The sequence below is a fragment of the Paenibacillus sp. J31P316 genome, from assembly GCF_056269105.1.
The window spans coordinates 1149089-1171539 of sequence record NZ_JBWDNI010000001.1; the positions used below are offsets into that span (position 1 = coordinate 1149089).

The 22451-nt window shown below is 55.5% G+C and carries 21 protein-coding genes and 1 other annotated feature; of the genes, 10 read left to right on the forward strand and 11 right to left on the reverse strand.

The features are described from left to right. Nucleotides 1–150 precede the first annotated feature (150 nt). Entirely contained in the window at nucleotides 151–1938 is a 1788-nt protein-coding gene (locus AC0YNU_RS05035) for a family 10 glycosylhydrolase (protein WP_475753738.1), read from the forward strand. 254 nt (nucleotides 1939–2192) lie between these two features. After that, nucleotides 2193–2431: a binding site (T-box leader), on the reverse strand. A 188-nt stretch (nucleotides 2432–2619) separates the two neighbouring features. Here AC0YNU_RS05035 and AC0YNU_RS05040 read toward each other — a convergent pair. The 4 genes from AC0YNU_RS05040 to AC0YNU_RS05055 all read right to left on the reverse strand — a co-directional run bounded on the left by AC0YNU_RS05040 (nucleotide 2620) and on the right by AC0YNU_RS05055 (nucleotide 7497). After that, the gene (locus tag AC0YNU_RS05040; RefSeq protein ID WP_475753740.1) at nucleotides 2620–3615 is read right to left on the reverse strand and encodes a cell wall hydrolase; all 996 of its coding nucleotides are present in this window, start codon (nucleotides 3613–3615) and stop codon (nucleotides 2620–2622) included. Nucleotides 3616–3863: 248 nt separating this feature from the next. Further along, nucleotides 3864–4880 carry a zinc-binding alcohol dehydrogenase family protein gene (locus AC0YNU_RS05045; protein ID WP_475753743.1) on the reverse strand — a complete coding sequence of 339 codons (1017 nt, stop codon included), beginning with the start codon at nucleotides 4878–4880 and terminating at the stop codon, nucleotides 3864–3866. After that, on the reverse strand, nucleotides 4877–5830 hold the full coding sequence (locus AC0YNU_RS05050; RefSeq protein WP_475753745.1) for an aldo/keto reductase: 954 nt from the start codon (nucleotides 5828–5830) through the stop codon (nucleotides 4877–4879). Before AC0YNU_RS05050 ends, AC0YNU_RS05045 begins: the two co-directional genes overlap by 4 nt. A 188-nt stretch (nucleotides 5831–6018) precedes the next feature. Then, a complete protein-coding gene (locus AC0YNU_RS05055; RefSeq protein WP_475753747.1) occupies nucleotides 6019–7497 on the reverse strand; it encodes a tagaturonate reductase in 1479 nt (492 codons plus the stop codon). Between the two features lie 138 nt (nucleotides 7498–7635). Between AC0YNU_RS05055 and AC0YNU_RS05060 the strand changes: the two genes are divergently transcribed. Continuing rightward, complete coding sequence (locus tag AC0YNU_RS05060; RefSeq protein ID WP_475753749.1) at nucleotides 7636–8508, forward strand: AraC family transcriptional regulator; 873 nt, start codon at nucleotides 7636–7638, stop codon at nucleotides 8506–8508. Nucleotides 8509–8571: 63 nt separating this feature from the next. Here AC0YNU_RS05060 and AC0YNU_RS05065 read toward each other — a convergent pair whose 3' ends face one another. Both AC0YNU_RS05065 and AC0YNU_RS05070 read right to left on the reverse strand, forming a co-directional pair. Beyond that, nucleotides 8572–9387, reverse strand: a complete 816-nt coding sequence (locus AC0YNU_RS05065) for an ABC transporter permease (protein WP_475753751.1) — start codon at nucleotides 9385–9387, stop codon at nucleotides 8572–8574. Then, entirely contained in the window at nucleotides 9384–10415 is a 1032-nt protein-coding gene (locus AC0YNU_RS05070; RefSeq protein ID WP_475753754.1) for an ATP-binding cassette domain-containing protein, read from the reverse strand. The genes AC0YNU_RS05065 and AC0YNU_RS05070 overlap by 4 nt, the downstream gene beginning before the upstream one ends. A gap of 202 nt (nucleotides 10416–10617) precedes the next feature. Between AC0YNU_RS05070 and AC0YNU_RS05075 the strand changes: the two genes are divergently transcribed. Further along, nucleotides 10618–11505, forward strand: a complete 888-nt coding sequence (locus tag AC0YNU_RS05075) for a fructose bisphosphate aldolase (protein ID WP_475753757.1) — start codon at nucleotides 10618–10620, stop codon at nucleotides 11503–11505. Nucleotides 11506–11686: 181 nt separating this feature from the next. Here AC0YNU_RS05075 and AC0YNU_RS05080 read toward each other — a convergent pair whose 3' ends face one another. Further along, on the reverse strand, nucleotides 11687–13189 hold the full coding sequence (locus AC0YNU_RS05080) for a DHA2 family efflux MFS transporter permease subunit (protein ID WP_475753759.1): 1503 nt from the start codon (nucleotides 13187–13189) through the stop codon (nucleotides 11687–11689). A gap of 227 nt (nucleotides 13190–13416) precedes the next feature. On the opposite strand from AC0YNU_RS05080, the gene AC0YNU_RS05085 reads away from it, so the two are divergent. Continuing rightward, a complete protein-coding gene (locus AC0YNU_RS05085; RefSeq protein ID WP_475753761.1) occupies nucleotides 13417–14016 on the forward strand; it encodes a TetR/AcrR family transcriptional regulator in 600 nt (199 codons plus the stop codon). A gap of 75 nt (nucleotides 14017–14091) precedes the next feature. Here AC0YNU_RS05085 and AC0YNU_RS05090 read toward each other — a convergent pair whose 3' ends face one another. Then, nucleotides 14092–14946: a phytanoyl-CoA dioxygenase family protein gene (locus AC0YNU_RS05090; RefSeq protein WP_475753763.1), complete on the reverse strand. Its 855-nt coding sequence runs from the start codon at nucleotides 14944–14946 to the stop codon at nucleotides 14092–14094. Between the two features lie 81 nt (nucleotides 14947–15027). Continuing rightward, nucleotides 15028–15753, reverse strand: coding sequence for a MarR family transcriptional regulator (locus tag AC0YNU_RS05095; protein ID WP_475753765.1), 726 nt, complete (start codon nucleotides 15751–15753; stop codon nucleotides 15028–15030). 161 nt (nucleotides 15754–15914) lie between these two features. Between AC0YNU_RS05095 and AC0YNU_RS05100 the strand changes: the two genes are divergently transcribed. Continuing rightward, complete coding sequence (locus tag AC0YNU_RS05100) at nucleotides 15915–16532, forward strand: NAD(P)H-dependent oxidoreductase (RefSeq protein ID WP_475753767.1); 618 nt, start codon at nucleotides 15915–15917, stop codon at nucleotides 16530–16532. 121 nt (nucleotides 16533–16653) lie between these two features. Here the strand turns inward: AC0YNU_RS05100 and AC0YNU_RS05105 are convergent, their stop codons facing one another. Continuing rightward, nucleotides 16654–17487 (reverse strand): helix-turn-helix domain-containing protein, encoded by an 834-nt coding sequence (locus AC0YNU_RS05105; RefSeq protein WP_475753770.1) that lies wholly within the window; start codon nucleotides 17485–17487, stop codon nucleotides 16654–16656. 170 nt (nucleotides 17488–17657) lie between these two features. On the opposite strand from AC0YNU_RS05105, the gene AC0YNU_RS05110 reads away from it, so the two are divergent. The 3 genes from AC0YNU_RS05110 (at nucleotide 17658) to AC0YNU_RS05120 (ending at nucleotide 20869) form a co-directional block, all read left to right on the forward strand. Continuing rightward, complete coding sequence (locus AC0YNU_RS05110; protein WP_475753771.1) at nucleotides 17658–18488, forward strand: phytanoyl-CoA dioxygenase family protein; 831 nt, start codon at nucleotides 17658–17660, stop codon at nucleotides 18486–18488. Between the two features lie 97 nt (nucleotides 18489–18585). Next, nucleotides 18586–20385, forward strand: a complete 1800-nt coding sequence (locus AC0YNU_RS05115) for an extracellular solute-binding protein (protein WP_475753773.1) — start codon at nucleotides 18586–18588, stop codon at nucleotides 20383–20385. 100 nt (nucleotides 20386–20485) lie between these two features. Next, entirely contained in the window at nucleotides 20486–20869 is a 384-nt protein-coding gene (locus AC0YNU_RS05120; protein ID WP_475753775.1) for a YciI family protein, read from the forward strand. Nucleotides 20870–20995: 126 nt separating this feature from the next. Here the strand turns inward: AC0YNU_RS05120 and AC0YNU_RS05125 are convergent, their stop codons facing one another. Beyond that, on the reverse strand, nucleotides 20996–21496 hold the full coding sequence (locus AC0YNU_RS05125; RefSeq protein WP_475753777.1) for a DUF6022 family protein: 501 nt from the start codon (nucleotides 21494–21496) through the stop codon (nucleotides 20996–20998). A gap of 175 nt (nucleotides 21497–21671) precedes the next feature. Here AC0YNU_RS05125 and AC0YNU_RS05130 point away from each other — a divergent pair, with 175 nt between their 5' ends. After that, nucleotides 21672–21869, forward strand: a complete 198-nt coding sequence (locus tag AC0YNU_RS05130; RefSeq protein WP_475753779.1) for a MerR family DNA-binding transcriptional regulator — start codon at nucleotides 21672–21674, stop codon at nucleotides 21867–21869. A gap of 164 nt (nucleotides 21870–22033) precedes the next feature. Continuing rightward, nucleotides 22034–22369, forward strand: coding sequence for a MerR family DNA-binding transcriptional regulator (locus AC0YNU_RS05135; protein WP_475753985.1), 336 nt, complete (start codon nucleotides 22034–22036; stop codon nucleotides 22367–22369). Nucleotides 22370–22451: the final 82 nt, after the last annotated feature.

The window sequence follows — 22451 nt, forward strand, 5'->3', positions numbered from 1 at the left end:
GCAGCCAATTTTTGGCCGTTCAACCGCAACCTGATCCATGTTTTGGTCGTCTAATCATTGAACACGTTCAGGCGCAAGCACCTGTCCCGACGTGCAGCCGGACCATCATCCGGCTATCAGACAGCGCTCCCAAGACGACTAGGAGGAATTATGAATCCGTTAACGTATTATCGCATGACATTGAAGCCTTTACGAGTGTTTGCCCTTCTGCTTTCCCTGCTCGTCGCTGCCGGCATCTTCGGACTGCAGCATTCCGATGCCGCGCCTCTCAAAACCGCGACCGTTCCCGAAATCGCCATTTATCTGGAAGGCGCCAAGCTCGCTGCCGATGTTCCGCCTTTTATCGTCCCGAAGCTGAATGTAACCATGGTTCCGCTGCGGATCATAAGCGAGGGTCTAGGAGCAGCCGTGGATTGGAAGGCCTCCTCGCGCTCCGTATCGATTCAACGCGAAGGAACGCTCATTACGCTCCAGAGCGGCCAGGGCTACGCCAGCGTGAACGGCACGCAAGTCAAGCTGGACAGCACCGTTCAATCGATTAAGGGCAGGACGATGGTTCCGCTGCGGTTCGTCGGCGAATCCCTCGGGTTGACCGTCAACTGGAATCAGGCCGACAGGTCCATCTCCCTCTTCGATCAGGATGAGACCGGCGTTGGAGACGGACCGAACGGAGAAAATGGTGCAAATGGAGAGAATGGCTCAAACGGAGAGAATGGTTCAAGCGGTGGAAACGGCACGGATTCGCTCCGCGGCGCCTGGATCTCGACCGTCTACAATTTGGATTGGCCAAGCGCGCAATCGGCCGGTGACGAAGCGAAACAAAAGACCGAGTTCACGCAGCTGCTGGACGAGCTGCAGCGCATGGGGCTGAACGCCGTATTCGTGCAGGTCCGGCCGGCTGGCGATGCGCTCTACGCGTCCGCTCTCGTGCCATGGTCCAAGTATTTAACGGGCACGCAGGGCAAGGCTCCGACTTACGATCCGTTGACGTTCATGGTGGAGGAAACGCATAAGCGGGGAATGGAATTTCACGCCTGGTTCAATCCGTTTCGGGCGAGCGTCGACGCCAAGACAGACACGCTTGCGCCTAACCATGTAATCCTTCAGCATCCCGATTGGATCGTCAACTCGGGCGGAAAGCCTTACTTGAATCCCGGTCTGCCCGCTGCGCGCCAGCATATCATCGACACGATCATGGAGGTCGTGAGCGGCTATGACGTTGACGGCGTCCATCTGGATGATTATTTCTACCCTTCAAGCGGCGACTTCCCGGATTCCGCCGCGTTCACGGCTAACAATCCGCTTCGTCTGTCCTTGGCCGACTGGCGGCGGGCCAACGTGAATGCCTTCGTCAGCCAGCTTGGCGAATCGATTCATGCGCTGAAGCCGAGCGTCCGGTTCGGCATTAGTCCTTTCGGCGTCTGGCGCAATCAGTCGATGGATCCTACCGGTTCGCCGACGAAAGCGAGCATAACGGATTACGACAACATGTATGCCGACGTTCGGACGTGGATCAAGCAGCAATGGATTGACTACGTCGCGCCGCAAATCTACTGGAGCTTCGCTAACTTGGCCGTGCCGTATGATAAGTTGGTGGATTGGTGGTCGAACGAGGTCAAAGGCACGGACGTCGATCTGTATATTGGCCATTCGCCCTACAAGCTGGGCACGACGGAAGCCGGCTGGCAGTCTTCGAGCGAAATCATCAATCAGTTGAACTACGCGAAGACGCATACCGAAGTAGATGGCGATATCTTCTTCAGCGCCAAGGATTTGCGCCGCAACCCGCTCGGCATCATGGATGCACTGCGCGATTACTATAAGACAGGCAGCGGGAAGCTCCCTGTCGATGGTGCTGCAATTCCCGGAGGTGCTGGAGCTCCAACCGATTCGGCGACACCGGCTGGCTCTATAATTGCTGCTTCCTCCGTTCAGTAACCTGAAACAGACGAATACCCAGCATATAACGGCGGCGGTCCATGGAGATGAGTTCATCTTCGCGGATCGCCGCCGTCTTCATTCATGCCGACAGATTACGATACAAGCTGCTCAAACTTCATGTCCACGATCTTGCCGCTCTCTACGAATCCCACGTTGCGATACACCTTGTTGGAATCCGGGTTTAACGAATAACGTTTGGAACATCGCTCTTCCTCCTCGAGTATGGACGTGAACGCAAAAAAACCCCGTCCCCTTGGGACGGAGTTCCACTCCGCGATACCACCCTAATTGGCGCATGCACAGCTACGCCCTCTCTGCCATCGTCCAACAACGATGCTTCCTTGTAACGGCGGAATCCCGGGCCCGTCTACTCCAATTTCGGGGGCCTGCTCGGAGGCGATTTTCGGATACGAATGCCCGCTGCCTCGCACCGGCCGGCAGTTCTCTGAACGGGTTGTTCGAACCTACTTGTCCTCTTCGTCGCATTTGTATGCCATGTGTAATTAGGTCCACTATATAACCGAAGGAATATGCTGTCAACAATTTGATTCTCGGCAGTTTCCGGCAGCACGAAGGGGCAGTCCTTAGAAGCCATAAGCTTTAAGGACTGCCCCTCCGCACGACCCTTCGATCGGCTTTGCCTGCATTCTGCCTGCGTCCGGAATGCGCTTCGTCTTGCTACGCGGCGAAGCGATGATGACCGATCGTCGCGACCGTGTCCAAGCTGGACCAAAAATCGCCTTGGGAGATGGCAGGGTTGTAGAAATACACCGCATTCCCCACGTTATTCTTGCCGTTCAAAGCATCCTTGGCGGCACGCAGCGCGGTCGCATTCGGCTTGCTCTTGGCGAGCAGGCCATTATGGGCCGGCGGGAACTGTCTGCCGGAATAGATCACGTCCCGGATCGAATCCGGAAACCTCGTATCCTTCACCCGGTTCAAGATGACGTTCGCCAGTGCAAGCTGGCCTGCGTACGGTTCATAGCCCGACTCGACCATCGTAATCTTCGCCAGCAGCATCAAATCCGCTTCCGTGAACGGTTTGGCGGGCTGATCCAGGAAAGACGGGACAATGACCCGAAGCTTCGTTCCGGATTTGACCTCGGCCGTTCCGGCGAGCTCGTTGCGCTTCAACAGCTCCGTCTTGCTGACGCTGTACGATTGCACGACGACATCCAAGCCGTTGTCCGCCGCAACCGTCGCCGGCTGAACCGTCTTAAGCGAGATGACATCGGCATCTGCGCTCACGTCCAAGTCGGCATGGAGCATTTCCGATACCGTGCGCAGCGGCAGATACAGCCTCTCGTCCTTCAAGAACGGACGCGCATCCATCCGATAACGTCCCTCGTTGAAATACACGACGGGTACGCCGTTTCCGATCACAATCTGATCGTTTAATGCCGTATGTATGGATAATTCCTCATTCTTATTGTCCCAGCTCGTCTTCGCGCCGAATAGTTGGGCTATTCGGGCAGCGGGAACATAAATCCTGCCATTGACGTTAAAAACGCGGCTGTGCAACTCCACGGTCTTTCCGTTTACTTTGATCGTCGGATCCAGCACGGTGACGGCCTGGCCGGCGGATGCGAGGGACATCGGTCCGAAGCAAAGCAGGAGCAATCCGATAACGATTACGAGGATTGGCTTTCTAACTAGCTTGCTGTCTCTGATCATGTGTACCTCCCAGCTGAGCAAGTGAGTTGGATGAAGCTCCCAACGTTCGTCTACTGGGAAAAATTATAGCACAGCCTTTCTAGCCTTTTGGATTAACATTTTCACAGAATTCAATAAAATTTGATGAAATCTTTAACAAAAGCTGTGAAAATCTGGGTGAATGGAGCTTAAAATGGCAGCCCCATAGGACCAAAGACACCTCGCGGAGCTGTCGGCGCGAGGCGTCGCGGTGCCGGCTTGAATGCGGATTACAGCTCGACCATCGCCTTGATAACTTTCGTTTCCGGCTTCAAGTAGCTCTCGAACTGCCCGATCATCTCGGCAAACGGAACCCGGTGGGTAATGTACCGATCCGCGTCTATCGCCCCCGCTGCCAGCGCCGCCATGACCGTATCGAAATCCTCCCTCGTCGCGTTACGGCTGCCCATCAGCGTCAACTCCCGCTTATGGAACTCCGGATCGTCGAAGGTGATATCGGCTTTGACCAAGCCTACGAACACGAGGCGTCCGCCATGCGATACATAGCGAAAAGAGCCGTTCATCGACTTCACGTTCCCCGTAGCATCGAACACGATCGAAGGCAGCTCGCCGCCGTTAACGGCCAATATGGCATCCAGCGGCTCCCGCATCGCGTTTACGACCGTATCCGCCTTCGCCCATTCCCCGCAGAACGCCAGCCGTTCATCGTTCACGTCCATGGCGATGACTTTCGCTCCGGCATGCTTGGCGATCGCCATCACCCCAAGCCCGATCGGCCCGCCGCCGATGACGAGCGCCGTCTCGCCCGCCGCCAGCCCGGAACGCCGCACGGCATGCGCTCCGATCGCAAGCGGCTCCAGCACCGCGGCTTGATCGAGCGTCAGTCCTTTCGTTCCGATCAGGCGCTCGACAGGTACCGCGATTCGTTCCCGCATGCCGCCGTCGATATGAACGCCGAGCACCTTCATGTCAGTGCAGCAATTCGTCTTGCCGCCGCGGCAGGCGATACAAGTCCCGCAATGCATATAAGGGATAATACTGACCTGGTCCCCGGCTCGGAAGCCCTCTTCGTTCTCGCCGACCGCCTCAATGACACCCGCGAGCTCGTGGCCCAGAATGCGGGGATACGAGAAGAACGGCTGGTTGCCTTTGTACGCATGCAAATCGGTGCCGCATATCCCGACGCGCTTAATCGTCACGATGGCCTGTCCGGCTGCCAGCACCGGCTCGGGGAGATGATCGGCCCATTCGAACCTGTCGACCTCTGCGCAAACGATTCCTCTCATGATCTTCCCTCTCCTAACTGCTCGTTATATTCGGATCGCCCGCTGATCCACGTCTCATTGCGGATGGGCTCAAGGATGCCCAGTACGTTCGCCAGCAGCTCCTCGTCGATCGGTTCATCGGTCCAGGCGGCATTGTTGCGAATGTTCGCCGGGTTAGCCGTGCTCACCAACGTCGTGGGTATACGTTCGTTGCGCGTCGAGAATTGAACGGCCAGCCTCGCGATATCCGCTCCCTGCGATTCGCAATATTCCGCCGCCTTCAGGCAGGCTGCCTTCAGCTCCGGACTTGCCGGGTGCCAATCCGGCGCCCCGCGCGTGCCGAGCAAGCCCATGGAGAGCGGCGAGGCGTTGACGAGACCGACGCCGCGCGCTTCCAGGAGAGGCAGCAGGCTTGATAATGACGTATCGTTCAACGCGAAATGGCAATACGAAATGATGGCGTCCACCTCCGCCTGAGGAAGCAAGGTTTCGAACAACTGCAAGGGCAAGCCGCATATTCCCGTGAACCGAATTTTGCCCGCAGCCTTCAGCTCCTGCAGTGCCGGAAGGGCTTCTTCAAGAATGATCGATGCCGGCGCGAACTCGATATCATGCAGGAAAAGGATGTCGACATGTTCCGTATGCAGACGCCGCAAGCTCTCCTCCAAGCTGGCGAGAATCCGTTTCCGCGAGAAATCGAACTCTTCCATGCCGTACCGGCCTGCTTTGGTAGACAACAGGAAACGGTCCCTGGGGATTTCTTGAATCGCCTTACCCAGCACCGTCTCCGCTTTGGTCAAGCCATAGTATGGAGAAACGTCGATGTAATTGATTCCCGCGTCGATCGCCTCATGCACCGTGCGGATCGCCTCGGCTTCGTTCGTGTCCCGGAATACCGATCCGAGCGACGATGCGCCGAAGCTGAGCACGGAAACGTCCAGTCCGGTATTGCCTAATCTACGGTATCGCATGCTACTCAATCACCCCGTCCTTAAAAATCGCGATTTCGCGGAACCCGCGGTCGGCACATCCTCTAGAAGCGGCATCTCCACCCCGTCCTCAAGCTCGAGCTTTCCGCTTTCCGCCTTCCGCCTTCCGCCTGCCGCAAGCGGCTTGCAGCACGATCGCCACATGGTCTTCTGCGAGTAAGCGAACCCATCTATTCACTGGCGCCAGACTCCAGTTCCGACAGACTTGCCGCGACCTGGCTTGCCAACCCTGCAATGGCCGACAGGTCTTGGCCCCATGCTTCCGTCAATCCGAGCAATGCGGCCGCCGTCTCCTCCAGCGGCTGCTCCACCGACCAGATTTTCGAGAAGGCTGCGAGCAGCGCCGCATCGTCCCGAACTTCGTATGGCGTACCGCTCAATGTCCGCCCCTTGAACGTTTCTCCTTCTCGTACGACCTTGCAATACCGCAGCAAGCCTGCGAACGCTTGCACGATTCGAGGCGGAACGCTCTCTCCACGCTCGGCGTAAGTCAACAGCGTCGGCAGCAGCCGCGCCTTGAACTTGCTCAAGCTGTTCATCGCGATATCCGCCAGCCGATGATCGATGAACGGATTCAGGAAACGTTCGTATACCGATTCCGCGAAGGCTATCAATTCCTCCGCTTCCAATGGAACGACGGGAATGATGTCCTGCTCCACTGCATCCTTGACGAATCGGCCGAAGCGCGGATGCTCCATCGTCTCCCGCACGATCTGGAGGCCGTGCAGCAAGGCAAGCGGCGTCATCAACGTATGAGCGCCGTTCAGAATACGCACCTTCCGAAGCTGATAGGGCCGAAGATCATCGACCCACTGCACGTTCAAGCCTGCCCTTTGCAAGGGTAATTCGACTTCAAGCTCCGGCCCGGCTTCGATGGCCCAGAAGTGATACGGCTCCGCCGTATTCAGCATCGCATCCCGATAGTTCCAGTCGGAGAACCACGCCTCGGCTTGCTCGTCCGGATAGCCCGTCACGATGCGGTCAACCAGCGAATTCAAGAAACAGTTGCTGGTCAGCACCCAGCTCTTGAATTCCTCCGGCAGCGACCATTGCTCGCAATATTGGAGTACACAGCGCTTCAGCTCATCGCCGTTGCGCTCCAGGAGCTCGCATGGGAGGAAGATCAGCCCGCTTGCATGCTTTCCGCCAAGCGCCGTATATCTGCGATAGAGCAGCCAGGCGATTTTGCCCGGAAACGATTGAATCGGCTCTCCCTCGGCCAGGGCCTCCGGCTTGTAGACAAGCCCCGCCTCGGTCGTATTCGATACGACGAAGCGGAGCGCCGGGCTCTCCGCCAGCGCGATGAGCTGCTGCCAGTCGCCGTAAGGGTCGAAGGCCGCGGAGAATACCGAGATGATCTCCTTCCGCTCCACCCGCTCGCCAGACTCGAGTCCCCGGGTCACCAAAGTATACAGGCCGTCCTGGGCAGCAAGCTTCTCGATCTTCGCTTTGCCCTGCGGCCTTGGCTGCGTTAATGCAATGCTCCCGCTGAATAAACCTTGCTCACGGCAGCGGTGAATCATCCAATCGAAGAAGCCGCGCAGGAAGTTTCCTTCCCCGATTTGCAGCACGGTAACCGGGCTTGCTTGCACGGCGTCAAGCGCCTGCCGTTCCGAATCGTGCAATAGACTGCGATTGAGCTGTGTCACAGGTCTTACAACTCCTTTGGTTTCGATTCTACCTCTACTTTATCAGAGCATTTCATTCCTAAAAGACCGAAATATTGCGTTTTTATACTCTTTTTTGATATCTTGAGGATAAGTTTACCGAGTAGAGGAGTCACCGCTATGAAGCCGGTTCGCAAACGATTTGACGCGCACCCCGATTTCCCTTTCGCGATGACGTACCGGGACACGAAGACGCCCCAGTTGGAGCTGCCCGACCATATGCACGAATGGTACGAGCTTGTCTATGTGCATCGCGGCAAAGGCGCATTCTTCATCGACCGTACGATCGAGGATATGCGGGAAGGCGATCTCTTCATCATCCCCGGCAGCACCATTCACCGGGCGTTCCCTGACAAGGACGATCCCGTCACTTCCACGGCATTGTTTCTCAGCCCCCTGCTTGTCGAGCAGCGGTCGCTCGGAGAGCCCTTCTCGTACCTGCAATGCTTCGAGCAAAGCCGGGACAGCCGGAATTACAGGCTGGCATGCACGCCGGCTCTTCGGCAAGCATTCGAAGCCGGCCTGCCTCGGATCGAGGCCGAGCTCGGCTCCCAGTCACCGGGATATCGCCATGCGATTCTATTGGAGACCCAACAGCTGCTGCTTGCCGTTAATCGGGAGCGCGGCGGCGAGTCCAAGCAGCGCGGCGGTTCCGCGTTCGCCGGCCCGCTGTGGATGCGGGACATGCTACTGTACGTGGATCGGCATTTCACCGAAGAGATCGGCCTTGGCACGCTCTGTCGGCAGGCAGCCGTCAGTCCGGCGCATTTCAGCCGCGTATTCAAACAGCTGACGGGCATGAATGTCACCAAGTTCATCGCGCTGAAACGGATCATACTCGCCAAAGAACTGCTGCTGGAGTCGACGGACAGCGTCTCGGCGATCGCCGCCCGCTGCGGCTTCGAGAGCATGCCTCATTTTCACCGCGTATTCAAGCACATCGTCGGCGTTACGCCTGCGGCTTATCGGCATCCTTCTCCCGCAACACATTAAAAAAGGTATGTACCGCAAGCCGTAAGCTTACGATACATACCTTTTAAATTTCCTTGCATTGTACTACGTCCGGCGCATATAAGCACGTACGGTAATCGGCGCGAAGATCGCTACGATGGCGCAAGCCGCGATGAGCGAAATCCCGAAATTCCAGCCGACGGTACTGGCATTGGTCAAATCCCGGACGGCCGAGACCAGATGCGAGACCGGATTGATGTTGACGAACCACTGCAGCCAGTCGGGCATCGTATCCACCGGCACGAACGTGTTGGATAGGAACGTGAGCGGGAATAACACGAGCATCGATATGCCTTGCACGCTTGACGCCGTCCGAGCGATTACGCCGAAGAAAGCAAAGATCCAGCTCATCGCCCAGGAGCAGAAAATAACGAGCAATGCGGCAAGCGCGACATAACCCAGACCGCCCTCTGGCCGGAAGCCCATGATATACCCCATGGAGAAGGTAAGCACGGTCGCGATGGTATAGCGGATCGTATCCGCCAGGAGAGCTCCCGCCAGCGGCGCAATTCGCGCGATCGGCAGCGACTTGAACCGGTCGAAGACTCCCTTATCCATATCCTCGCGCAATTGAACGCCCGTGACGATCGAGGTCGTGATGACGGTCTGCACGAGAATACCTGGAATGATGATCGGCAGGTAGCTGGCGACGTCGCCGGAGATGGCACCGCCGAAGATGTACGTAAACATCAACGTGAAGATAATAGGCTGAAGCGTAACGTCGAACAACTGCTCCGGCGTGCGCCGAATCTTCAACAAGCCGCGATAGGCCATCGTCAAGGAATGGCGTACCGTCTGGCCGAAGCTCGTATGGTTCTTGAGCTTGCGCTCGATTCCCGGTTGAATGGTCGTGCTTCTCATGCTCTTGCCCCCTTCGTCGTGCTCGGCTCATCGGAGGCATGATCCTTGTCTTCCTCTACGCCATGGCCGGTAATGGTCAGAAATACTTCGTCGAGGGTCGGTTTCTGCACGCTCACCTCGGACAATTGAATGCCATCGGCTCGAAGCGCGATAAGCAGGTCCGTAACGCGGTCGGCATTCGCCATCGGCGCCGTGATCTTGCCGGCTTCCGGCGACACCGCGGACGGAACCTGAAGGACCTGCTCCACGATTCGGCGAGCAGCCTCGATATCGCTGCGTTCCTGCACCCACAATTGCAGCGACGAAGTACCGACGGATGCTTTCAGCTCATCCACGGTGCCCTCGGCAACGACATGGCCGCGATCGATAACCGCGACCCGGTCAGCCAGCTGATCGGCCTCCTCGAGATACTGCGTGGTTAACAGCACGGTTGAGCCTGTCTTCACCAAGCGGCGGATCGTATCCCACATTTGCGAACGCGTACGCGGGTCCAGCCCCGTTGTCGGTTCGTCCAAGAAGATGAGCGGCGGCTGAGCGATAAGGCTCGCCGCGAGATCCAGCCTGCGGCGCATGCCGCCGGAGAAGTTTTTGAGCGGGCGCTTGGCGGCTTCCGTCAAGCCGAATTCCTCCAGCAGGTCCGCTGCCTTCTTCTTCGCTTCCGCGCGGCCCAGCCCCAGCAGGCGGGAGAAAATAATCAAATTCTCCGTCGCGCTGAGCGCTTCATCGACCGATGCATACTGGCCGGTGACGCCGATCAGTTGGCGAACGATATGCGACTCCTTCGCCACGTCGTGGCCGAAGATTCGCGCCGAGCCTTCATCCGGCCGAAGCAAGGTCGCCAGCATGCGAATCGTCGTCGTCTTGCCCGCTCCGTTCGGTCCCAATACCCCGTAGATCGAACCCGTGCGTACGTTCATGTCCACCCCGTCCACGGCGCGGTTGCTGCCGAATGTCTTGACGAGACCGCGCGCTTCAACCGCCCACTCGCGATTGCCCGGGTCAAACGACTTCCTATATTCATGTTCCATTGCATTTCCTCCTCAATCACTGTTCAACTATTAGGATGGTAACGCAGATCTATGAACGGAATATGAACAAGTATAATAAAGCCCGGCACTTCTTATTCGTTTGCTTCGCGCCTGACAGGAATAGCCGCTTTCGTCCGTGGTATAATGAAACCGACTCACGACTCATTTCAGTTCAGTTCGATACGTGGAAGGGGACAAGTCCATGAATACGGAGCAAGCGGAACGGATTCGTACGGGGAAAGGCTTCATCGCGGCATTGGACCAAAGCGGCGGAAGCACGCCGAAAGCTTTATTGCAATACGGCGTCAAGGAATCGAGTTATGCCAGCGAGGAAGAGATGTATGCGTTGGTGCATGCGATGAGAACGCGTATCATCAAGAGTCCGGCGTTCGACGCGAAGCGCATTCTCGGGGCCATCCTGTTCGAGAACACGATGGATCGTGCCATTGACGGGCAATTCACGGCCGAATATCTATGGGAACGCAAAGGCGTCGTGCCTTTCCTCAAAGTCGATCAAGGGCTTGCCGAGCTCGAGGACGGCGTTCAGCTCATGAAACCGATGCCCGGCTTGGACGACTTGCTGAAGCGAGCAGTCGAACGCGGCATCTTCGGAACGAAGATGCGCTCCGTCATCAAAGCGGCCAATCCGAACGGCATCCGCAAAGTCGTGGAGCAGCAGTTCGAAATCGGGCGCCGGATCGCGGCGGCGGGGCTCGTTCCGATCATCGAGCCGGAAGTCGATATCCGAATACCGGACAAGGAAGCGGCCGAAAGCCTGCTGAAGACCGCCATCGCCGAACAGCTGTCCCTGCTTGATCCCGCGACGACAATCATGCTCAAGCTCTCCATCCCCTCGGCAGATAACTTCTACGCCGATCTCATGAAGGATCCGCATGTGCTTCGGGTCGTGGCCTTGTCCGGCGGCTACTCGCAGTCGGAAGCCAATGCGAAGCTGGCGCGCAATCACGGCTTGATCGCGAGCTTCTCGCGGGCTCTGGCCCAAGATCTATCCGCGGACCAGACGGACCAGGAATTCGACGCGCTGTTATCGACGTCAGTCCAAGCAATTTATGAAGCTTCTATTCTATAGCCAACATAACGACTCCGGTCAGCATCTGCCCGGAGTCGTTTTTTGTTGGTTTTAGGCGAGCATGAGCATCCCTGCCGCGGGTCCTCATGCAAAAAAACTTGGCCCGCCACCTGCAGTTCCATTAAGGAACCTGCAGCTAAGCGGACCAAGCCTCGTTGTTTCTACTACATTATAGGCTTGCTTAGGATTCCGAAACGGTGACGCGATTGCTGTCCAGTGAAATCCCGGCCTCGCGCTTTTCCTCGGCTTGCCCCGTACGTTTAATGAAGAACGACAGCAGCAGGCCGACCACGCCGATCCCGATAATGACCAGATACGCGTCGTTGATGCCTTGAATCGTGGCCTCCATAATCATATGCTCCTGCGTATCGCCGGAAGCGCCCGTGGCCATCATATCTTTCATATGCGTTGTCGTTCTGCTCGTCATGACCGTGACGAGAAGCGATGTACCGATTGCGCCGGCCACTTGCTTGATCGTGTTGGAGATCGCGGTACCGTGCGCGTTCAATCGCGCCGGCAGCTGATTCAAGCCCGCCGTCGTAATCGGCATAAGGAACATGGCCATCCCGAACCGGCGTCCCGTGGACATCAGAACCAGATACGTGTAGCTGGTGGAATCCGTCAGATTCACGAAGCCGATCGTCGTTACGATCGTAATGGCCATCCCGATAATGGACAACCATTTCGCGCCGAACTTGTCGAACAGCCTGCCCGTGATGGGCATCATAATACCCATCAGAAGCGCGCCTGGAAGCATCAGCAAACCGGACTCCAATGCCGTGTAGCCGCGCGCGGTCTGCAAATACAACGGCAGCAGCATCATATCCGCGTACATCACCATCGTTACGGCAATGTTGATAACGGTCGTCAAGGAGAACATGCCGTATTTGAATGCGCGAAGATCCAGCAGCGGACTTTTCGAGATCAACTGTTTCCACGTAAAGACGATCAAGGAGACCACGCCTACGGCAATCATGATGATGACTTCGCTGCTGGACCAGCCCTTGCTGCCCGCGCTGCTGAAGCCGTACAGAATGGCGCCGAACCCGATCGTCGAAAGCAAGACGCTCGGCAAGTCGAACTTAGGGAAAGAGCGCTCGGCTACGTTCTTCAGATAAATAAAGGCGCAGGCAATAACGATCACGGCCAGCGGAATCATGGCATAAAACATCGTCCGCCACGAGTAATGCTCCATCACGTAACCGGCTATTGCCGGCCCGATCGCAGGCGCGAAGATAATGGCGAAGCCAACCATCCCCATCGCCGCTCCCCGCTTGTTCGGAGGAAACACGGTCAGAATAACGTTCATCAGCAGCGGCATGATGATCCCTGCGCCAGCGGCTTGAATGAGGCGTCCGGTCAGCAGTACGTCGAAGTTAGGCGCAACCGCCGAAACGATCGTACCCCCGAGGAAAATGACCATCGCCGTTTGGTACAGCTCCCTTGTCGTAAACCGCTGCATCAAGAAAGCGGTAATCGGAATCAGAACCCCGTTAACCAGCATGTAGCCGGTGGTCAGCCATTGCGCCGTGGAAGCCGCAATATCGAAGTCAACCATCAACTCCGGCGTCGCGACGCCCATGATGGTCTGATTCAGAACGGCAATGAATGCCCCGAGAATCATTACGAACAATAGCGGGCCTTTCTTAATCGAACTGCTGTCAAAAGCTGAAGCTGTACTCATGTACGCCATCCCCTCAAAAACATCGTGCAACTAATTAACACAATGTCGTATAATAAACTCAATGTTTAGAATTATAATCAGCTCCGCCGTTTATCACAAGCTACAGCTTTTCGCAAAATGTTTATTAATCTACACTTTCTAAAAATATGTCGTGCAGTCAATAAATCATTTACATTATGGAACCAATTGTTGCACAAAGCTTGGATGGGGAAAGGAAATGAGCGCACATGTCCACTTTATCGCCTCGTTTGGATCCGCGCGTGCTTCGGACGCGCCAATTGATTCGCGATGCATTCATCGATTTGCTGCAAGAGGTGGAGCTGGAGAAAATAACCGTGAATCGGATCGCGGAACGCGCCACCATCAATCGCGTCACCTTCTATCTTCATTACCGGGACATCCAGGACATGCTGGAGAAAATGGCGGATGACATGATTCATGAAATTAAGGAGATCCTAGGGGATGTTAAGGCTCGGTCCGCCGACAAGGACAAGAACGGGACGATCATGCTTAAGGTCTTGGAGCATATCGCGGCCAATGCCAAATTCTATAAGGTACTGCTCGCTTCCAGACGGATTCCGGTATTCACCGATCGCCTTACGCAGCTTATGCTGGAGGTCATCACCGCCAGAGCCCAGCATCCGGAGCTCGCCCCGCCCGCTGCCGCGTTGGGCGTTCCCGTCGACATCGCCGTCTGGTACGGTTCTTCCGCCTTTATCGGAACGATCGTCTGTTGGCTTCGCAACGATATGCCCTATACGCCGCAGTATCTCGCCAAACAGATGGCCCTGCTGTTCAGCATGCATCAAAATACGACCGGTCCATAGGACCGGTCGTCGTGTATGCGTATGAGGACGCGCGCTCATTCATTTGTTCTTTCTTCTTTTAATAAATGCCTTCTTTTAATAACTGCCTTTAGGAATCGTCGTCCATTTATCCAACCATTGCTCGTACGATTCTTCAGAAGAGGGATCTTTCTCGCTTCGTGCGATGAAACCTTGCGGTTTCCCGCTCTCCGTAGCCGTCGGAGCGGCTTCATAGCGAATATCCATCGACCAACGAACGCGATTGGATTGGTTCGGCAGCGCCCGATGCGGCATCAGCTGGTTAAAGCACAGGATGTCCCCCGGCTCCATTTCGATGGAAAGCCCCCTCAGCCGTTTCGAATCCTCCATACTCAAACCTAGAAAATCCGAAGCCTCGTCTACGACGCCAACACGCAAGGAATCCGCATAGAAACCAGGCGCAACCTGCAGACAGCTGTTATGTTCTGTCGTCGTCTGCAATGGCATCCACATCGAAATAACCGGAACCTTCTCCGCATCGCGATAATACTGGGCGTCTTGATGCCAAGGCGTATCCGTCCATTTCTGGTCGGGCAGCTTGGGCCTGGCATTGAAAATCCCATGCGCCATCAGCTCGTTCGTTCCAAGCAAGTCGGCGGCCAGGTCCAGGAGTACCGGATGCTTCAAGTAAGTGTACATCGGTTCTCCGACAAGGTCTCTGCGGGGGCTGCGTATGTATCTCGGCTTGCCTGCCGCGCGCCACAGCTCCACCAATCTGCTGCCGAAGTCCAGATCAGGTCGCCTGTCGGCAATCAGCCCTTGTTCGATCCAGGTATCGATCGTCTCCTCGACCCAGTCACTCAAGATGCGCGTCGCCAATGCCAATAAATCCTGCGGAATGACAGCTTTCACGTGGATGTAATGATTCGACTTGAAAAATGCGATTTGCTCCTCATTCAAAATCTTCCCCATGAGAATCCACCCATCCCTCTCATTATCAACCTTAGATTCATGATAGCACCAATCTATTGGCGCCGCTGAGGAATCCACTCATCAATCCATGAAAGCAATCTGCAGCAAGTCCTTCGCCTTATTCAACTTCCGCGTGTCTAATTGTTGAAGCATGGCGACGATTTCGCGAATCGTCACCCCGTCCTGCGCAGCTTCGTCTTGTTCCGAAGCAGGAGGCACCGCATGACTGTCCTTCTTCGTGCTTGGCCTGCCTTCGGTCGTATCCGATTGCGGTTGCGGCTCAACCCAAGAGGTTTCTGCCGTGTCCCTCATGCATTGCAGCAGAAACTGCATCTCTTTGACGTCGTATTTGCGCAGGAAAAGCTGCACATTATGCGCAATCTGCCGATGCAGCCGCGTATGAAGGTCATATATTTCGCGCCCCATTGAAGTTAAGCGAAACAGGACTTCCTTCTTGTTGTCCGGAAGAACCTCGAATTGCACGATCCGCAGGTCCGCCAGCTTCCGCGTTATTTTGGACACGCTTCCTCTCGGAATGCCGAATTGTTTGGATATCGTAATCCCGTTCACCGGCTCGAGCCGGCCTATGGCATCGATCAGATGAAGCATGATAACGGTCGATTCCTTCAGGAAGGCGATGATCGCAGCATTGCCCGTGTGGCCGATCATCCAGCGTCGCTCGTCATCCTCGCCCTCGGATTGAAACTTTTTCTGCAGCTTCACGACTTGCAGCATCATTTCCTTCATCAATAATTCTTTCTCTATCGGCTCTACCGCTTGAATCCGTGTATCCGAAGCTTCCGGCATCGCTCATTCCTCCAGTAACATATCTATCATCAGTATAGCAACTACTCGCGGCGAAATATATATTTCCAAGAAACATTATTGACACCAAGGAAATAAAAACATACTATTGTTTCAAGGAATATATATTGATTCATACGAAACAATTATAGGAGTGAATGAAAATGAATGTCGTCATCGTGTTCGACCATCCTTATGGCGCTTCCGCATCCGAAAACATTCCACATCGCAGAAGCTATTCCGCAGCACTCTTGGCCGCCGTCACTCGAGGCTTGCGTACGAAAGGTCATTCTATTGACTTGATCGATTTGCACGCAGACGGGTTTAATCCCGTCACCACGGCCGCCGATCTTGCTTCATGGAGGCAGCGGCAGACAAATGATCCTCTTACGGCCCAATATCAGCAGCGACTTATCGCGGCCGATCATATTATTTTCATCTTCCCGATCTGGTGGGAGTCCATGCCCGCGCTTACCAAAGGCTTTATCGATAAAGTATTCGTCAAAGGAATTCTATTCGACGAGACGAAGCCGGGACGTCCGTTCGTGAGCCTGCTGCCCAATATAAAAGGCGTTTCCTTATTAACCGTCATGAGCACGCCTAACGTCGTATACAAGTGGATCTTCGGAAACCCGATCACGAAAATCCTGTTCCGCGGCACGTTTCGCAAAATGGGGATACGCAATCTGAAGTGGTATAACTATACCGGCATGGAAAATCGCAGCTTGGAGAAACGCCAGCAATTCCTATTGAAAACGGAACGGTTGTTTGCCAGCGTTTAAGCAAGTCACTATGACGGAAAATTGGAACGCCCCTTTTGCAAACCCCCGACTCGGTTAACGAATTCACTGCGCAGCCGAATGATCTTCCGATCGCTGTCGTTCCCGGATTCCTTGCTGCGCGCTACCTATCTGCCCCGGACCGCATCGCGGACGGCGAGATGCCGTAATGACGTTTGAACAATTTGCTGAACGTATAGATATCCGAGTAACCTAACGCGTTCGAAACTTCGGTAACCGTCATCGCGGTTTCGTTCAACAAATGAACGGCCCGTTCCATTCGCAGCTTGGTGATGGTTTCCTTCAGCGTCAAGCCCGTATGCGTCTTCATCAGCCTGCTGACGGAGCGCGGCGACGACCCGACGCTCTCACCTAATGCTTCGTAATCGACCGGCTCCGACAGCCGAAAGCGGATCGCCTCCTGAGCCTTGACGACGATCTGCTTCTGATAATAGGTTTGGCCGGTCTCCGCTCCGCGATCCATCTCTCGAACCCACTTGACCAGAATGAGCTTGATCAGCAAATCCATCTCGGCCGCATCGCCGGCCGTCCGCAAATGCGACAGCTCGATCAACTGCGACAGCAGCGACTCGATGCCGGCTGTATCGCGAAACGTCACCGGCGTCCTTGGTAACGGCAGCGGGGCCGGATGCTCTCCGTTCTCCAGTATGCTCCTATCGAAATGACAGAAGAACACGACCAACGGACGTTCCGGATTGTGCATCGCGACGACCCGGTCTCCCGGTTGAAACACATAACAAAAACCCGGACCAATGGTATGGTGGACGCCGTTCAGCATCATGCTGCCTTGTCCCGATACCGCGTACCACATATCGTAATCCGCGAACGGATTCGGCTGCCAGGACCAGCTCGGTTCGCAGCGGTACTTGCCGGAAGTCGTGCCTATCGCGAAGCAGCAAGATCGAAACGATGCCGCGAGCTCTTGCAAGTCAGACATCAAGCATTTCTCCTTCGTGAGATTCGAATGTTTGGCTGTCTTGCCTATCCTTGATCTTTGTTGAAGCAGTTAAGTACAAATAATCGAAGGTTGCGAACATCCACAGTCCTATCTCCCCTATGGTATCGTATTCTTGAAGAAACGAATACCATGGCGAGGAGCGATTCACGATGAGCAGCATCCCCTTGACTCCAGAAGAGATCAATCTACTCCTATATCGGTACGATCATGTGCATGTAAGTCTAAACGACAAAGAAAACATAACGGAGGATCAGCTGTTAAACTACCGCAGGGACGGCTTCCTGTCCGTCAACGGACTGCTGGATGCCCAAGCGGTCGAGATCGCCAAGCAAGCGTTGGCGGACCTCGTATTCATCGACCGCAAAGGCGCGAAGCTGCAGTTTACGAAGCCGGAGAAAGAGCTGCCTTCTCCCGGGGAGAAAGAGCTGGCGCTCCGGAAAATCTACGACTTCGTGGAGTCGGAGGATCGGCTGCGCGCAATCGCGTACCATCCCGCGATCTTGGACGTCGTTCGGGGAATTTTCGGAGAGGAACCGAAGTTGATTCAGGACATGGCGCTGCTAAAACCGCCGCATGGCGGCGGCGAGAAGCCGTGGCATCAAGATATGGCCTATGGAACGTTAACCTACACGAAGGCGGCGATCGGCGTATGGATCGCGCTGGACGAAGCGACTGCCGATAACGGGTGCATGCATGTCATTCCCGGCTCCCATCGGGAAGGCGCGACGCCGCATTACGCGGTCCGGGACTGGCAGCTGTGCGACGCGCAGGTTCCCATCGAGCGGGACGTGATCGTGCCGCTCCGGCCGGGAGGCGCCTTATTCTTTCACGGGATGCTGTATCATGGCACGCCGAGCAACTTCTCCTCCGATCGCAGAAGAGCGCTTCAGTTTCACTATGCGCCTATCTCGGCGGAACGGGTAAACCCGCAGGAATATAAACGCATGTTCACCAATGAATTGTCCGGCGCGGAGTGTTAAGCATTTGCCTGTCGTGGCGCTAATTCCGTTTCGGCGTGCAACTTCCTCCTTTTTCCTGCGTCTTGAATAATAGGCCAATTATGGAAGGGGACCCATCATGCACCGTCGCAAACTAATGATCGCCACGCTGGCATCCGTCTTATTGAGCGGACTGCCCGCAGCAGCAGCCGCTCCGCAAGAAACAAGTACCAGTCATCCGCTTGCATTTCCAGATCCCAACGCACCGAGGCCGATTACCGTGATCCTGTTGGATTACTCCTCCGCCCTTCGCGCTCAACTTCTCAATGGTACCTTAATGGTACCCGCACGCGACCTGCTGAGAGCTATCGGCTACGACTTGGCATGGGATGCCGCCCGTCAGACGCTGACAGCCGAACATGCCGGCAAGCCTACGCTCGTCTTTCAAGTCGGTAATGTTAACGTCGCCGTCGGCAGCAGCAGCACGAAGAAGAGCCTGGCCGCTCCTTATGCAGCCGACGGCATCCTTCAAATCCCGCTGCGCCTCACGATCGAAGCCGCCGGCCTGAACGTCGCATGGAATGGAGCGAATCGCGAAGCGATCGTCAACGATCCCCAAGCCCTGCCGAAGATCAGGCTCACGACTCGGGCGGACAACGGCAGCGTCCAACAGCCTTTGAACCTGATGAACTATTTCCGCTCGAACATGAACGTCGACGTCGATGTGAACCTGATCGAGCCCGAGAATTACGTGCCGAAGAACCGCGTAATGATTGCCGCCGGCGACATGGGCTCCATGATGCTGGTGGAGGACAGCTACTCCTACTCCGATGAGCTGTTCCAAAGCTTCTCCATGGATCTTACCGACGATCTGAAAGACTTTCCGCGCTTGAAACAGCTGGTTGACGGCACGAACGGGGCTCGCAAGATCGACGGCCGAATATACGGTATCCCGCGTCCGGCCGATCCGCATGATTCGCCTTTCCCAGCGGTTCGGAAGGACTGGCTGGAGGTCCTCGATCTAGCCCAGCCGAAGACAATGGATGAGATGTATGCTGCACTGAAGGCAATGACGGAGCGCGACCCCGACGGCAACGGCAAACACGATACGTTCGGGATGACCGGGTATGTGACGGCGTCGACTCTCGGTTCGTTTGCCTGGGTCGAGCAGGCGTTTACGGAGAGCCCGGATCGTTTCGCGGTTCGGAATGGCCAGGTCGTCGATCTCGCGGTCGGGACCGGAGAGACGGAAGCGTTGAAGTGGCTGAGCACAGCCTATAAGGAAGGTCTGATCGACAAGGAGTTCGCCGTGAAGAGCGAGGAACAAGCGATGGCGAGCGTTCGCGACAATCGTGTCGGCGCAGCCGTTCTAAGCTTGCGGGATGCCGCATCCCTCACGCACGATAAAGTGACGTGGACGCCGTTGGCAGGCTTGAGAGCGGATTCGCTCCGTGCTCCGATCGCGCCTTGGAACACGAACGAGCCGGATACCTATATCGTCACTCGCATGTCTCGCGTTGCGCCGAAGACGATATTGCAATGGCTGGATAAAGGGCTGGCGATGAACGAGACCAAGGCATGGGATGAAGTCGACGAATTGGATCAGACGGACCGTTCCGCGCTCCAAAGCATCTTCGGCGAGCCCGATCTGCTGGACGATGCCGCGCTCAAGACGGCGAATGAACCGACGCGCGCTGCATACGAGTCGGCTGTCGCCGAATGGCGCAAAACCTCCTACGCGAACGAAGTCGTTCCCGCTTTCTCGCAATTGTGGAGCACGGGCAAATACGCGGAGTTGAACGCCGATCTGCAGCAAATGAAGATCAAGGTCATTTTGGGCGCGGTATCCCTGAACGACTGGGAGCAATATACGAAAACCCTCACGGCTTCCGCGCCGTATAAGGCCATGATGGCGGATTTGGAGAAGATGAAGGGTTAAGAAATGGCAAAAGAATGAAGGATTAAGGATTAAGGATGAACAATGAAGGATGAAAGATTAAGGATGAAAGGTTAAGGATGAAGGATGAAGGAGGTTGAACATGCTCTATATGTGCTTGGGTTATTTGGAACCGGACAAAATGGATGCCCGCCCGAAAGCGGAAATCGATGCCATTATGAGCGAATGCCCGCCTCATCTCGACGAACTCCATAAGAGCGGACGGGTCCTCGTCGAAGCCGGACTTTCGGCAGAGAGCAAAAGCCTGCGGCGCTCAAATGGCAACGTGACTGTCGTCGACGGCCCCTTCGCCGGAACCAAGGAACTGATCGGCTGCGCGTTCCTGATCGAAGCAAGCGACATGGAGGAAGCCATTCGGCTGGCCTCCCTGCATCCGACACTGCAGATCGCCGCGGGCGAACAGTTCGGATGGGGCATCGAGATTCGGCCCGTTCATTACTTCAAAGGCAATGAGTCTCGCATCTAGTCCTTACTGACGTGCTAGGTTTACTGCATTTCGTCATAGAGAGAACCCCCCATCCGTTCGGATGGGGGGTTTGTCGTTCGGCTGGGTGGCTCCTTTCTCGGAGACGTCAGGAGAGCCCGCCTCGAATCAGCTGCGTCCGCTTTCTTTTCGGCGATGGATTTCTTCCAGGATCGTTTGCCTCCCCGTTGCGCGAAGTACCGTAAGTTCGGGCGCTTGCGGAATATCGAATCTCAGATGGGAATGCGGCAATTCGAACAGAAGCGTCCCTATTTCCTGCTTGTCACGGTTCTGGAGAACGATCCAAAAGACGCGTCTTTCGTCGGAAGGATGGCCCCAAGACGACTTTTCCAGCGAATTCCTAAAGTTCAAACATCCCGCGATAACAAAATCATTCGCTCTTGCTGCCTCGGCAGATCGAAACCCGCCGCGTTCGAGCTCCTGCCACATCGTCGGCAATAATTGATCCAGATACATGCCGTACGTCGCATCCTCGTACTCCGGAAACAAGCCCTCGAGGCGCTCCCTGTTTGCATGAAGCGTCTCTTCCCAATGCTGCTTGATGTACCTCGCGAAAATCGCTCCTATCTCATCTATGGACATCGAAGGCTGAATGCGATCATTCCCCAACCTAGATCCCTCCTGCAATTCGTTTCGTTACAGCTATATCGTACAACATTCAAGCAAATTGGAAGGTTTCAGCAATCCGATCATCGAAATAAGAACAAACTGAACGCAAAACTTTGGATGTCGCCGAATGTTCACGTAAAAGGAATGAAATGGTGGGAGGGAACGTTCCGTCAGCATGAAGCCGATCGATATCGCGAGGAAATTAAACGTTAGCGCAAGCACGCTGAGAAGCTACGAGGAACGGGGACTTGTGCCGCGCCGGCACATCGCCTGCCTCAAGGGTACAGAGTCTATACGGAGCTGCATCTTGCCTATTTCGAGTGCATCGTCCGCTTGTCGGCCGGCTTCGGCATGGACGTCACTTCGAGGATGATGAAAGACCTGCAGCGGGGCGAGCTTCGCTCCGCGCTTTGGATCTTAAACGAAGTTCAAGCATCACAACGGGACGAGAAAACGCTGCTCGCCAGCGTCATGAACAATTTGGAGCCTATCTTGCACTACCGGCACCTGATTAAACGACCGTAAACCATCGGAACGATCGCGAAGCTGACAGGCTTGACCACGGCCGCCTTACGATATTGGGACGAGGAACGCTATATTGAACCCGTCCGGATGGAACGCAACGATTATCGCGTCTATGATTCGCTGCAAGTGCTCAAAATCCTATTCTTGAAGCTTACGAAGCGGCTCCTCTACTCCGCGGAATTGGTTGCTTTGAAGCAAATGGTAAAGGAGCTTAAGCAGCCTGACCTAGAACTCGCTTTACGAATCGGCGATCGCATCCTCGAACGATTCAATCAACGCAACGAGCTGCAGCTGATGGGGATCCATTACCTGTATCGGCTGAGCCAACAATTGGAGAAGGAGGGATAATCGCACTAATTCGCAATGACCATTGCACGAAATAAAGAACCCCGCATGCTGCCGCGGGGTTCCAGCGTGTCTAACGCGATTG

What these genes read in the sequence shown, in the direction of transcription:
- AC0YNU_RS05120 (WP_475753775.1), top strand. Translation starts at nt 20,486, where the DNA reads ATGCTCTATATGTGCTTGGGTTATTTGGAACCGGACAAAATGGATGCC.
- AC0YNU_RS05110 (WP_475753771.1), top strand. Translation starts at nt 17,658, where the DNA reads ATGAGCAGCATCCCCTTGACTCCAGAAGAGATCAATCTACTCCTATAT.
- AC0YNU_RS05040 (WP_475753740.1), bottom strand. Translation starts at nt 3,615, where the DNA reads ATGATCAGAGACAGCAAGCTAGTTAGAAAGCCAATCCTCGTAATCGTT.
- AC0YNU_RS05095 (WP_475753765.1), bottom strand. Translation starts at nt 15,753, where the DNA reads ATGCCGGAAGCTTCGGATACACGGATTCAAGCGGTAGAGCCGATAGAG.
- AC0YNU_RS05075 (WP_475753757.1), top strand. Translation starts at nt 10,618, where the DNA reads ATGAATACGGAGCAAGCGGAACGGATTCGTACGGGGAAAGGCTTCATC.
- AC0YNU_RS05080 (WP_475753759.1), bottom strand. Translation starts at nt 13,189, where the DNA reads ATGAGTACAGCTTCAGCTTTTGACAGCAGTTCGATTAAGAAAGGCCCG.
- AC0YNU_RS05035 (WP_475753738.1), top strand. Translation starts at nt 151, where the DNA reads ATGAATCCGTTAACGTATTATCGCATGACATTGAAGCCTTTACGAGTG.
- AC0YNU_RS05085 (WP_475753761.1), top strand. Translation starts at nt 13,417, where the DNA reads ATGTCCACTTTATCGCCTCGTTTGGATCCGCGCGTGCTTCGGACGCGC.
- AC0YNU_RS05100 (WP_475753767.1), top strand. Translation starts at nt 15,915, where the DNA reads ATGAATGTCGTCATCGTGTTCGACCATCCTTATGGCGCTTCCGCATCC.
- AC0YNU_RS05065 (WP_475753751.1), bottom strand. Translation starts at nt 9,387, where the DNA reads ATGAGAAGCACGACCATTCAACCGGGAATCGAGCGCAAGCTCAAGAAC.
- AC0YNU_RS05105 (WP_475753770.1), bottom strand. Translation starts at nt 17,487, where the DNA reads ATGTCTGACTTGCAAGAGCTCGCGGCATCGTTTCGATCTTGCTGCTTC.
- AC0YNU_RS05060 (WP_475753749.1), top strand. Translation starts at nt 7,636, where the DNA reads ATGAAGCCGGTTCGCAAACGATTTGACGCGCACCCCGATTTCCCTTTC.
- AC0YNU_RS05130 (WP_475753779.1), top strand. Translation starts at nt 21,672, where the DNA reads ATGAAGCCGATCGATATCGCGAGGAAATTAAACGTTAGCGCAAGCACG.
- AC0YNU_RS05070 (WP_475753754.1), bottom strand. Translation starts at nt 10,415, where the DNA reads ATGGAACATGAATATAGGAAGTCGTTTGACCCGGGCAATCGCGAGTGG.
- AC0YNU_RS05115 (WP_475753773.1), top strand. Translation starts at nt 18,586, where the DNA reads ATGCACCGTCGCAAACTAATGATCGCCACGCTGGCATCCGTCTTATTG.
- AC0YNU_RS05090 (WP_475753763.1), bottom strand. Translation starts at nt 14,946, where the DNA reads ATGGGGAAGATTTTGAATGAGGAGCAAATCGCATTTTTCAAGTCGAAT.
- AC0YNU_RS05045 (WP_475753743.1), bottom strand. Translation starts at nt 4,880, where the DNA reads ATGAGAGGAATCGTTTGCGCAGAGGTCGACAGGTTCGAATGGGCCGAT.
- AC0YNU_RS05050 (WP_475753745.1), bottom strand. Translation starts at nt 5,830, where the DNA reads ATGCGATACCGTAGATTAGGCAATACCGGACTGGACGTTTCCGTGCTC.